The following is a 12,049-nucleotide window of genomic DNA, read 5'->3' on the forward strand; positions in this document are numbered from 1 at the left end:
CTTGAAATTGACTTGGTTTGAGGTTTGCTATGGTTGTTTTTGGAAATTTTTAAATTGTAGAGGCGCACAGTAGTGCCTCTAATCTGTTGTTTTGAAATCAGGGGGTTGTATTTGGTTTGTAGGTTTTTTGTTTGTGGATTAAACGAACATAAAAGAAAAAGTTGAAAATTAAAATAAATAGAAGAAAAAGATATTGAAATACATTTTGGTATAGAACTAAGAAGTCGTCTTTAAAGATTTGCTTCTCCAGACCGTTGCATTGATATTCCTTTTATATACAATACAAACTTGAACACTGATTTTTTATTAGAAATAATAAAATTTAATAAAAAAATACATTAAAATGACAAATAGGAATAAATTAACTGAAAAGTTTGATTTGTTTTTTCAAAGCATTAAATGTAGGATAAAGATTTAATATATCTTTGACAAAATAGTTTTGCAAATTTTTAAATTATAAATATGGAGATTTTTGATAAAGATTTTGATTATGTGATCAATGGAGTTGTCGCTACTGGCGCTATTACTTATGAAGAAGCACTAGATAAGTTAATTCCCCTTATTAATAAAACTGATTTTCAAAGAAAACTTCAAGATAAAAAGTTTTATGAAAAATTAGAAAAGGATATTGAAAAGGGGTGTATAATGCCTGCAATAACAATTGCATATGTTGATGAAACAATTAATGATAAATCAACAACAGATGACGTGTTAAATTTCTTTAATACGAACTTTAAAGAATCATTTGTTTTAGATGGTATTCAAAGATTAAATACTTTAGAAAGACTTAGAGATTCGGAATATCTAGACAAAAAAAAGAAGTTATATGTTAATGTGATTTTTAGTAATTCTGTCGATAAACTTTTGTACAGAATGATTACTCTTAATAATGGACAAAAACCTATGACTCCAAGACATCAAGTTGAAGTAATGATGGCTAACTATAATTTTGAAGCTATGGGTATTAGAGTTCAATCAGAAAAGGATAGAGCAGAAAAAATAGATCAGAAGTCTTTTAATAAATCTGATTTAATTCAAGCATATTTAGCTTATATGGCTAATAGTCCTCTAATTGATAATAAGAAAATTATAGAAGAAAAGATGAATGAATTGTTAGTCAGTAAGATTATTAGCGCTGACCCTGTAAATAATTATTCAGATTTTCACAATGTACTTTTGGCTATTTCAAAATTTCAACATAATCCTGTTTCTTTAAAATGGTTAAAACAAGCAAATAATTTAGTTGGTTTTGCTGTTGGAATGAGAAGTTCATATGAATTAGTTTTAGAATTAACAGAAGAAGAATTTACAGAAACTATTCAGAAATTTGATAAAGCTTTTTCAGATTTTAATCCTTCAAAAATTAAATTAGGAAAATTTAGAAGAGAATTGACTTGCGAATATTTTCAGAGATTTTCTAAGTTAAAGGAATATGACGAACTTGAATTGTTGGAACATTTTAGTTCGATAACAAATGAATAAGCGATATAAGTATAACGAAAGTTTAATTCGTGCAAATTCTAAAAATAAATATCTTAATGCTAGCGAAAATAGAAATCCTTTATTAGGTATTTTTAGATTATTATCAGGAACTATAAATTGTACAGATGAATTTTTAGAGAAAAATCATAAGTTTCGAACAAATTATTTTCAATTCCCTTACATTGATAATGACGTATTAAAACAATCTATTTTTACAGATTTATTTCCTGAAGAAGTGAAAATTTCTCATTTAAATAGTTATTTTAAAGTAGCTAGAAGAAATAAGAAATTTTATGAAACTATCGAATGTGAATTAATTAAATGTTTGATTGCTAATAAATCTGCAAATTTTTTAGAATCTTTTTTTTACTTATATAGGGTAATTGAAGGGATTAGTTATAGTCTACCTTTAATATTTGCTTCAAAATTAAAAGATTACAATAAATCATATGATCTGCTTCAAAAATTTTTTAGTAAATCAAAAGAAAGTGAACTTGCTTTTTTTAAGAAATTTATCTGTGAAGTTTATAAAGAAGAGGACTTTTTTAAAACATCAATATCTATAAATCTTGATTTAATTGATGTTGAAGAGTTAAAGGAGAAATATTATAAAACGTATAGTTCATTAATTATTGATAAAAAGAATATTGAAGATGCCACAGAAAATGAAGAGGTGAAAATTTCTTTTATTGGTTATTATGAGTTTATGATAGAAGTAAGGAATCGATATTTTCACTTTTTGCAAGGAACATGGAAAGAAAATTTAAAGACCACTGAAGTTTTATATCCAGATCAATTCTTTAAACCATTAATTGATAATGGCATTAATTGGGTTGCAATTATTCTTTTTGAAATATTAAAGTTTGATTTAGATAGTTAGTATGACTTCCAAAATTTAAAAAGATGCAAAGCTAGTAGATTCCCCTGTTGTTGCGAACGTCACGCTTTTAAAAGTAACCAACTTCAAAAAATATATGAGCGCTATTGAAACGTTCGCACAGACAGGAGGTTATGATATTAAAAATATAATTATTAGAAAAAGAAGTATTAAAGCTATTAATAGCTTTTTTTCTTTTCGTTGCCAAAGCATCTTTTTTCTTTGGGCTTCGATTTGAACTAATTTCTCTACATTTTTAAAATCAATATGACTTCTTATAATTGACATTTTTTATCAAAAATAAAAAACAACAAAAAGTAAAGAAGTCATTTAAAGTTTCATTTCTAATATAATAAGACAAATAAACCTACAAATAAGAATTTGTAATAATTCGTTAATTATTAATTACATGTCTATTTTTTTTTTATTGATACGTAAATGCCTAATTCTCTCATATATCGAAGTACTGTAATGGGTGATACTAAATATCCACATTTTTCAAGTTCTACTGCGATACGATAACATCCATAAGTTTCTCTTGATGCAACAAAGATGGAATTGATCTCATATTTTAAATTACTTTTACATTTTTGCTTTTTTGTGAGAAAACCTTTTTTCCATGCTTGATAGGTTACTGTGTTTGTACCCAATGTTTTACACATTAATTCTTTAGGGTAATTCTTTTCATTTTCGGCAATAAATTGAAAGATTAAAGATTTGTCATGCATAATAAACTCCCTAGCATTTCTGATAATTTCAAACTTTAGATTTATATTCCTAATCTGTTTTTTAAGAATTCTAATCTTTTTTTCTTCAGAACTTGATATTGAATTTCCTTTACCTGGAAAGCTTGTACTTCCATTCTTTTTTAAAATATTTCGCCACAATGACAGCGATTTTAGACTTATTTGCAAATCTCTCGCCGTCTGAGTTACACTTCCATTTTCATAACTTAGTTGAATAGCCCTTAATTTGAAATCTCGGTTATAATGTATCCTCTTTTTCATGACTAATATTATTAAATTCCTCAGGTGACTTGTAATTAAGACTGGAATGTATTCTTTTTTTATTATACCAATTTTCAATATATTCAAGTATAACGATTTTCAATTCACTTGTCGTTAATAATCTCTTCTGTTTATAAATGGCTTCTCTTTTTAAAGTATTAAAAAAACTTTCCATAACAGCATTATCATAACTATCTCCCGTTCGACTCATGCTTGGTTTGCAATTATATTCAACTAATTTATTAGTAAACAATTTATTTGCATACTGAATTCCTTTATCAGAATGGAATATTAATCCTTCTGTAACGGCACGATTAGTTATTGCTTTTTCAAAAGCTGGTAAAGTTGTAACCTTAGTAGAAAGTCCAGAACTCAAATGCCAGCCAATTATTTTTCTATCATACAAGTCCATGACAACAGTGAGATATGAAAATCTTTTATCAATCTGAATATAAGTTATGTCTGAAACCCATACTTTGGAAGGTTTATCGACTTTAAATTGCCTGTTTAAGATGTTTGGCGCAATACATAAATTATGTTGTGAATTGGTTGTAATTTTGAATTTCTTTTTTACTTTACTTCTCAAACCAAGCTCTTTCAGCCAAAACGATACCTGTCCTTCAGAAATTTGAAATCCACGATCGTGTAGTTCTCTCGTTATAAAAACAACTCCTTTATATTGTTCGAATTCAAAAAATATAGATTTTATTTCTTTTTTAAGTAGATAAACACGGGTTTCTGTTTTTGAAAAAGGCTGTTTTGTCCATAAATCGTAAGTAGAATGAGAAGCCCTTAAGACCTCGAACATTTTGTACAAAGGATATTTATCTCTGTTTTGGTGTATAAAATTACAAAGTACATGTTTGCCTTGATGCATATATTTTTGCCCTTTTTCCAGTATTTCTAAACGGATTCTAGAGTCTGCAAGATTCTTTTCTAATTCATAGATTTCCTTGTTTTCATAATATACTCTTTTTCGGCCTAGACCAGGAAAACTTCCCTTTGCAAATTTAGAATAAGTACTTCGCCATTTAGAAAGCATTTTCGGATTGACACCTAATTCATTCGCAGTTTCTGAAACCGTATTTCTTACATAACTTAATAGAACTGCATTCTCTTTGAAGACGGGGTCGTAATGTCTGGAATTTTTATTCATATTATTAAGTACTAATATTAATCAATCTTATCGCAAAAAAATGACAATCTAAATTACAACATATTAAAAGACAAAACTTTGATAACGAAGATTTTCAATCTCTGCCCCCGCTCATGCGAGCGTTCCACCCTTGCAAATAATGAAAAGCAATTCAAGCTTTAATAGAGAATCAGAGAAAAATTATATCAATAAACACTTCAAGTATCAATTGGTATAATTGTTATAAAAAATATATTTCATTCAATATTTGTTAAATTATCACAAAATATACTACATTTGTATCTGTAATTAAAAATAGAAAAAATAGATATGACACTTTCAGTAAACCAAAATTTTGAACGTTTAGCCGGAGACATTCCAGCTGAAAGCGCAGGGTGCTATATGTATATTTATGAAAATGTAATGTAAAATTTAGAGTCAAACTCATCATAAAACAGAAAAGCGTCCTCATTTTAGGACGCTTTTTTTGTTTTTGTTGTCATTTCGACGAAGGAGACTCGAGTGATAACGAACAGGCGAAGCAAATCTCCACGAGAAGCTCGACAAAGATTGGATTTTCGTTGCGGAGTTACTTGCGAAGATTTCTCCTTCGTCGAAATGACATACTAATTGAAAAAAAAGTAAAAAAATAATTGACCAAAATGTTTAATGATTTATCAAAATAGCGAAATATAGTCTTGGAACGTAATCTAATGAGCAACAGTCATTTGATATAAAATAGAAATCTGCATCAGTTTGCGGACAGGAATTTCTTTGTGTAAATTTTATACATAACTAATTGATAGTCAGAAAATTAATCTTAAAAAAGATTTGGAAATATGATTTTTTTCATCATATCTTTGCCTAACAAATTTGAAACAAAGCGTTTCATAAAACAACAACAACAATATCAATTGCAATAACAATAGCAATAACAATAACAATTAAAAAATAAATAAAATGAGTTTTAAATTATACATACACAACCCAGGATTAGCAGCCTCGATTTCGGATCGTGAATGCTTTTACATGTCGGTGCATCAATATAGGCAATAGGATAGTTATATCGTATTTGTTATGAAGCACCTTTAATTGGGTGCTTTTTTTATGCCTTAACGGCAAGTGAAAAAGGAACAAAGAAACAAAGTGACAAAGGTTCAGAGTACTAAAAGAAAAAACTTAGTATCTCAGCATCTTAGTCCCTCAGAAACTAAAAAAAAATTTAAGGATGAATCAAAAAATAGGACTTAGGTCAGACTATAGTGGTCAAACAGATAAAGTGGAATTTAATGAGTCGCCATTTGCCTCGAGTAGGAAGATGGATTTGGAGCTTATTAACCTATGGAAAGGAAAGGTGAATTTTAGGAAAATTATATATATCATTTAGAGATATTTCTCTGGTAAAGCATTGGTGCTTTTGAACTTTTGTGATATTGGATTTCTTAGAAAAGCCTTCGATTTCCTGAGATTCCCAAGAATTACAAAATCAAAATACCATGCAAAACAATACATTACAACAATATAAAAACGCAATTAGAAAAAAATACGAAATCGAAAAAGAAGGGAAACACTTTGATTATTTGTTCCAGCCTTCTCGTGGAAAACTTCGTGATTTGTGCTGGTTGATTTTCGAAAATAACCCAACAAAAGAGGACTTGAACGTCTTCAGTAATTTTTTGGGATTGGATTTCGATCATACTAAAAAGAATAAGTTCAAGGAGAAGAAAGATAAGTTCAGACCGATCGAAACGTTCTTTAAAGGCGAAACAGATCCGTCAAACATTGACGCTATCAATATGGCGGCGATTTTGGTTGATTTTGAATTGCGTCCTTTCAAAAAGTTTTACGAACATTCTAAAACTATGGAAACAAAGCCAATCAAACGGATCGAGAAAACGATCGCAGTTTTTGAAAAGGAAAAGTTTGAAAGAAAGTCTAAGAAAAGAAGTTTCTTTCTAGATTTTAAAAGCTTGTTTTTCTAAGCCTTTTGCCAGAAAGGCGCTAAGGCGCAAAGTTTTTTTAGCCACAGATTATTAGGATTAAAAGGATTATTTATAAAATCTGCTCAAATCTGCTAAATCTGCGTGAAACTAAAACATTGCAAATATTTTTTATAGGTGTTTGCACAATTAAAAAAGGCTGTCTAATTTAGACAGCCTTTTTCTTTTGGTTATATTACTTTGATTAATTATGATCGTAGATTTTAGCGTAAAGATCTTTATAGATTTCTTTAATGATTTTACGTTTTAATTTTAGAGTAGGAGTAAGCTGTCCGCCGTCTATTGACCAAACATCTGGCGTAAGCTCAAAACGTTTGATTTTTTCCCAGTTTCCGAATTTTTCGTTAATTGAGTCCACTTCTTCGCCAATACGTTTTATTACTTCTGGATTTTCACTGATTTCTTTATCCGTTTTTCCTAAAGCAGTTTTGTGGATTTTTGCCCATTCTTTCACGAATTCAAAATTTGGCTGAATAAAAGCACCCGGCATTTTTTCGCCATCACCAATTACCATAATCTGCTCAATAAAACGAGATTGCTTCATAGCATTTTCAATGATTTGTGGTGCAATATATTTTCCTCCTGATGTTTTGAACATTTCTTTTTTACGATCGGTGATTTTCAAGAAACCTTCGCTGTCGATTTCTCCAATATCTCCCGTGTGGAAATAACCATCTTGCAAAGCTTCAGCCGTTTTTTCAGGATCTTTAAAATAACCCAACATTACGTTTGGTCCTTTGCAAAGAATTTCGCCGTCTTCGGCAATTTTAACTTCTACGTTGCGAATTACTTTTCCAACAGTTCCAATTTTGAAACCTCTGTTTCTTTGGTCGTTAACCGCAATTACCGGAGAAGTTTCAGATAATCCGTAACCTTCCATAACTGGAATTTCTGCAGCAGCAAAAACTCTAGTCAAACGTGGCTGTAAAGCGGCACTTCCAGAAACCATCAAATCTAAATTTCCTCCCAAACCTTCTTTCCATTTACTGAAAATCAATTTGCGGGCAATTTTTAATTGAAATTCATACCAAGCACCATTTGCTCCGTATGGTTCGTATCGTAAACCTAAATCAATAGCCCAGAAAAACAGTTTTTTCTTGATGCCGGTTAATTCAGCTCCTTTTGCGTAAATTTTATCGTAAACTTTTTCTAAAAGTCTTGGTACAGCAGTAATTACAGTTGGACGCACTTCTTTTAAGTTGTCACTGATTTTATCAATTGATTCTCCAAAATAAACCGAAACTCCATAATATTGATAAATGTACAAGATCATTCTTTCAAAAATATGGCAGATAGGCAAGAAGCTCAACGCTGTGCTTTTTCCCGGATCAAACGGAATTCTTGGCGAACTGTCGATAACATTCGAAACGATATTTTTATGCGAAAGCATAACGCCTTTTGGTCTTCCAGTTGTTCCAGAAGTATAGATAATTGTCGCTAAATCGTCAGTATGAATGCTGTCTTTTCTTGCTTCAACTTCATTTTGATTGCTTTCGTCTTCGCCTAAAATAATCAAATCAGTCCAGTGCTTGCAGTCTGCAATTTCATTAAATGAGTAAACCTCTTTTAAAGTAGGCACATTTGCTTGAATAAGTCGTACTTTTTGAAGCACTTCTTCATCAGATACAAAGCAGTACATACTGCCACTGTGATTTAATATATATTCGTAATCTTCTTCAGAAATTGTTGGGTAAATAGGAACCGTCTGCGCACCTGTCTGCAAAATACCAATGTCCATGATATTCCACTCTGTACGGTTATTTGATGTAATCAGGGCAATTTTATCATCTTTTTGAATGCCCATGCGCAATAATGCTCTTGAAACAGCATTTGCTTTTGCAATATATTCCTGGCTAGATGTTTTTTCCCAGACTCCGTTTTTTTTAGTTGCTAAGGCAACCGGAAGGTTGTAAGTTTCTTGTTGATAATAGGGAAAATCAAAAAGGCGTGTGATTGAAACCATGTTTAATATATTGAATTTTATCGCAAATTAAATAAAAAATAGGTATAATTTTTAATTTTGTGGAATTTTATGGGAAAATTTATAGGGACTCTTAAAAATCAACGAAAACTTTTTCTTTTTTGTAGTAAATTTTCGAAAAAATTACAAATTATTTATTTGTTTGCGGTCTTTCCAAGATCATTATATTCTTCATAATCTTTCACTCTTTCGCCCATGATAAACATCTTTTTCTTGGCAAAATGAATCGAAAATTGTGTGTAGTTCCATTCTTCGCTATCGTTGGTTCTGTACCAAAGCGTGTATGAAGCACTGTTGAAACCTTCTTTGAAAATAGGAACGCCTTCTTCAGTACATTCGATTCCCCAGTTGATCTTTTTTTTGCTTAAATCGTCATACTGAAAAACGCCAGTTCCGTCTGGATTTAGTAAAATAATAGGTTCTTTTTGTCCTGCCGGTGCATAAGTTCCAGGAGCCGGATAGCCAATTGTTGTGGTAATAAAACGTTCGCGTTCTCTATATTTTATTGGGTTTACTTCAACTTGAGAATACGATTTTGCAGAAATCAAAATTAAGGTAATAATTAAAAAACGAATTGCTTTCATTCTATGTAGGATTAAGTGTTTTTGGGGCTTTTAAAAATTCAGTGGCTTGAACTTTTGGCGAATATAGTTCAAATTTCTGTACAAAAAAGCAATCCTAAATAGAAGAATGATATTTTTTATTTAATGATCATTCGTTGCTCATACTTAGCTAAATAACAAACACAAATTTCACAAATTAACACAAATCTAGTAGATGTTTTCAAAGATTTAATTTGTGCAAATTTGTGAAATTAGTGTTGATTCGTTTAAGTCCGGTTAGAGGAAAGTATTGAAGTTTACTCCGTAGAAAACTGATTTTCCAATAGTTTTTCTTTAAAATCAGATTTAAAAGTGTAAGCAAATGTCACCATCAAAGCGCGCGTGTCTGATTTGTTAGTTCGGTTGTTGCTGAACAACGCGGTGTTGTTTTTATAACCACTTTCAAGCGTATTAAACATATCGGTCACGACCAAACCTAAACGGGCATTTCCTTTTCCGAGTTTTTGCTGAAATCCCATGTCAACATTGTAAATCGGAATTCTTTTTCCCTGAGCAGTTGCGACTGCCGAATTATAATTTCCAATAATTTGAAGTTTCCCGCCTTTCCATGGAACAAAATTATTGATGATTTTTCCGTACCAGCTAAAAGCATTGTTCACAACATCTTCCCCCAAATTCGACGCATTGATATTTTGCTGAAAAGCGGTTAAACTGATATTGGCATCATAAAAACCAATTGGCTTCAAGCTGAAAATAGTTTCTAAACCATAAGTAATGGTGCTTCCAATATTTCTTGGCTGTAGAAAAATTACGCCATTGTCAAGCAATTCGGCATATTGTCTGATTGCGTCTGTTGTATTTCTATAAAAAGCATTGGCTGATAACGAATAGTTTTTCCAATCCCTATTGTACGCCATTTCGGCAATATGAATAATTTCAGGTTTCAAATACGGATTTCCTCCATGCGGATTAAGAGCATCGGTAATATCAATAAACGGATTCAAATCGTCTAAATCTGGACGGTTGATACGTTTGCTGTAGCCAATTTTCACAAATTCATCTGCTTGTAAATTCCATTGCAAGAAAGCCGATGGAAAGAGTTTTAAATAATTATTCGAAAAATGATCGCTGTTGTTTTGCGTCGCTCCTGTATTGGAAACATTTTCAGCACGCAAACCTAAATTGTATTTCCATTTTGGATTTTCGCTTTCGCCAACGTATGAATTCAACATTCCATAAACCGCATTTATTTGTTCATTAAATTTAAAAGTATTGCTCGCCAACGGATTTACAACGTAATCGCCATTAACCAAATCAGCGCTTTCAAAATCAGAATTAAAAAAACGAAATGTTCCTTTATAACCTGTTTCAACAATTGATTTTTCTGAAACCGGAAAAGCGTAATTTACAATTGCATTCGAGATATTTTGGTTTTCATAATTATGCGTGCGCTGTAATTTAGCTTCACCAATTTGCTGTTGATATTCATCATAATTATAAGTATCAATATCAGTGTTTTCTTTGTGTTTCCCGAAAGAAGAATTAAGAGACGTATTTAAACTTTTTCGTTCATTAGAAAATTTTCGGTCATAAGTAAAAGCAAGTTCACCAACTTTTGAACGTTCCAGTTCTAGAGAATGTCTTTTATTGCTAGAAAAAAAAGCATTCGTATTCGTGTTTACCTGCGTGTACAAAGTCTCGTCATTGTCTTGAGTTTCAATATTACCTAAAGCTTCAAACGAAAATGAGTTTCTTTCATTTGGCGTATAATCAACATTGAATTTCAAATTCTGCAAACCTTCAGTTCGTTGGTCATCCCTGTGTTGTTTAATATAATGTTCGTCATCAATAAAATAATTGGTTCTGTCAGCATTTATTTCTTTCGTTCTTCCGGCAAAACGATTGTCGTATCCCAAACCAAAATTCCATTTTTCGGTCTTATTATTTAAAAGCACCGAGCTGTTTACTCTTCCTTTAGCGCCGAATCCGCCTCCTAAAACTACTGCGCCATTAATTCCGCTTTGATTATTTTTCTTCAGTTTGACGTTGATGATACCACTTTCAGCATTAGCATCGTATTTCGCTGTCGGATTACTGATAATTTCAATGCTTTCAATACTGCTTGCCGCAATCTGATCCATATTGGTAATCGCCGAATTTTTCCCATTAATCAAAATCATTGGGGTTTTTCCCCTAAGCGTAATGCCACCCTCAGCATCTACAGCAACTGTCGGAATGCTTTTTAGCATATCGGTCGCTGTTCCGCCCGATTGTGAAATATTCGAAACCGCATTAAAAATAAAACCTTCATTGGTTTTCTGAATTTGTTTTTTCTGAGATTTTACCACAACGTCATTCAGTAAATTGGCGTCATTTTGTAAAACGATAGTTCCAATATAAATTGGACTCCCAGTAACTTTTACCTTTTGAGAAATAGTTTTAAAACCAATTAATTTAAGCTGAAGCTGATAATAACCAGAAGGCACATTTTCTAACGCAAAATTTCCCGTAGCATCGGTTACGGCATAACTGGTCACTTTGGTCGAATCGCTAACATTTTTTAAAACTACATCAACAAATTCCACAGGAAGTTTTCCGTCGGTGATGTTTCCTTTTATTGCAGTCGTTTTTTGTGCAAAGGAAAATTGGCTTATAATAAATAAGAGAACGGGAAGATATATTTTACGGATCATATTTTTCATGAGGCAAAGATATTTATCCAATTGCTTAAGCTCGCTTCAGCTGTCTTAAGATACAATTAAATTAATCTTAGAATAGTTTTAAATAGTGTTTTTTATTCTAACTATAAATCCGCATAGTTTGTAATCTCGACGAAGGAGAGATCACACAAGAAACTCCACAATCTAAATCGACAATCTTTGTAGAATCCCGAGTGTGATTCCTCGTTCCTAGGAATGACAAGATTGAGTAAAAGTTTTATAGCCACGAATTACACGAATTTACACGAATTGATTTGTAGTATTGTTTTTTTCAAAACTAAGAA

Annotated in this window: 8 protein-coding genes; 3 read left to right on the plus strand and 5 right to left on the minus strand. The window is 31.3% G+C overall.

The genetic code is table 11. The features are described 5' to 3' along the window. The first annotated feature begins 462 nt into the window (after positions 1-462). Both FND99_RS09900 and FND99_RS09905 read left to right on the plus strand, forming a co-directional pair. Positions 463-1,482 carry a hypothetical protein gene (locus FND99_RS09900; protein WP_144337829.1) on the plus strand — a complete coding sequence of 340 codons (1,020 nt, stop codon included), beginning with the start codon at positions 463-465 and terminating at the stop codon, positions 1,480-1,482. Beyond that, complete coding sequence (locus FND99_RS09905; RefSeq protein WP_144337830.1) at positions 1,475-2,362, plus strand: hypothetical protein; 888 nt, start codon at positions 1,475-1,477, stop codon at positions 2,360-2,362. Before FND99_RS09900 ends, FND99_RS09905 begins: the two co-directional genes overlap by 8 nt. Before the next feature lie 410 nt (positions 2,363-2,772). Here the strand turns inward: FND99_RS09905 and FND99_RS09910 are convergent, their stop codons facing one another. Together FND99_RS09910 and FND99_RS09915 are read right to left on the minus strand one after the other, a co-directional pair. Next, positions 2,773-3,366: an IS3 family transposase gene (locus FND99_RS09910; RefSeq protein ID WP_144337831.1), complete on the minus strand. Its 594-nt coding sequence runs from the start codon at positions 3,364-3,366 to the stop codon at positions 2,773-2,775. Then, on the minus strand, positions 3,344-4,522 hold the full coding sequence (locus FND99_RS09915) for an IS3 family transposase (protein ID WP_144337832.1): 1,179 nt from the start codon (positions 4,520-4,522) through the stop codon (positions 3,344-3,346). Before FND99_RS09915 ends, FND99_RS09910 begins: the two co-directional genes overlap by 23 nt. A 1,475-nt stretch (positions 4,523-5,997) precedes the next feature. On the opposite strand from FND99_RS09915, the gene FND99_RS09920 reads away from it, so the two are divergent. Beyond that, a complete protein-coding gene (locus FND99_RS09920; RefSeq protein WP_144337833.1) occupies positions 5,998-6,483 on the plus strand; it encodes a hypothetical protein in 486 nt (161 codons plus the stop codon). Between the two features lie 202 nt (positions 6,484-6,685). On the opposite strand, the gene FND99_RS09925 is transcribed toward FND99_RS09920, so the two are convergent. From FND99_RS09925 to FND99_RS09935, 3 genes are all read right to left on the minus strand, one after another. Then, positions 6,686-8,464, minus strand: coding sequence for an AMP-dependent synthetase/ligase (locus FND99_RS09925; RefSeq protein WP_144337834.1), 1,779 nt, complete (start codon positions 8,462-8,464; stop codon positions 6,686-6,688). A gap of 152 nt (positions 8,465-8,616) precedes the next feature. Next, positions 8,617-9,066 carry a hypothetical protein gene (locus FND99_RS09930; RefSeq protein WP_144337835.1) on the minus strand — a complete coding sequence of 150 codons (450 nt, stop codon included), beginning with the start codon at positions 9,064-9,066 and terminating at the stop codon, positions 8,617-8,619. A 275-nt stretch (positions 9,067-9,341) separates the two neighbouring features. After that, positions 9,342-11,747: a TonB-dependent receptor domain-containing protein gene (locus FND99_RS09935; RefSeq protein WP_144337836.1), complete on the minus strand. Its 2,406-nt coding sequence runs from the start codon at positions 11,745-11,747 to the stop codon at positions 9,342-9,344. Positions 11,748-12,049 lie beyond the last annotated feature (302 nt).

The sequence above is a fragment of the Flavobacterium daemonense genome (assembly GCF_007341385.1).
Classification (GTDB): Bacteria; Bacteroidota; Bacteroidia; order Flavobacteriales; family Flavobacteriaceae; genus Flavobacterium; species Flavobacterium daemonense.

Bases quoted from the DNA above. Each gene is read 5' to 3' on its own strand.
- FND99_RS09925 (WP_144337834.1), bottom strand. From the start codon at position 8,464: ATGGTTTCAATCACACGCCTTTTTGATTTTCCCTATTATCAACAAGAA.
- FND99_RS09910 (WP_144337831.1), bottom strand. From the start codon at position 3,366: ATGAAAAAGAGGATACATTATAACCGAGATTTCAAATTAAGGGCTATT.
- FND99_RS09920 (WP_144337833.1), top strand. From the start codon at position 5,998: ATGCAAAACAATACATTACAACAATATAAAAACGCAATTAGAAAAAAA.
- FND99_RS09900 (WP_144337829.1), top strand. From the start codon at position 463: ATGGAGATTTTTGATAAAGATTTTGATTATGTGATCAATGGAGTTGTC.
- FND99_RS09915 (WP_144337832.1), bottom strand. From the start codon at position 4,522: ATGAATAAAAATTCCAGACATTACGACCCCGTCTTCAAAGAGAATGCA.
- FND99_RS09905 (WP_144337830.1), top strand. From the start codon at position 1,475: ATGAATAAGCGATATAAGTATAACGAAAGTTTAATTCGTGCAAATTCT.
- FND99_RS09935 (WP_144337836.1), bottom strand. From the start codon at position 11,747: ATGAAAAATATGATCCGTAAAATATATCTTCCCGTTCTCTTATTTATT.
- FND99_RS09930 (WP_144337835.1), bottom strand. From the start codon at position 9,066: ATGAAAGCAATTCGTTTTTTAATTATTACCTTAATTTTGATTTCTGCA.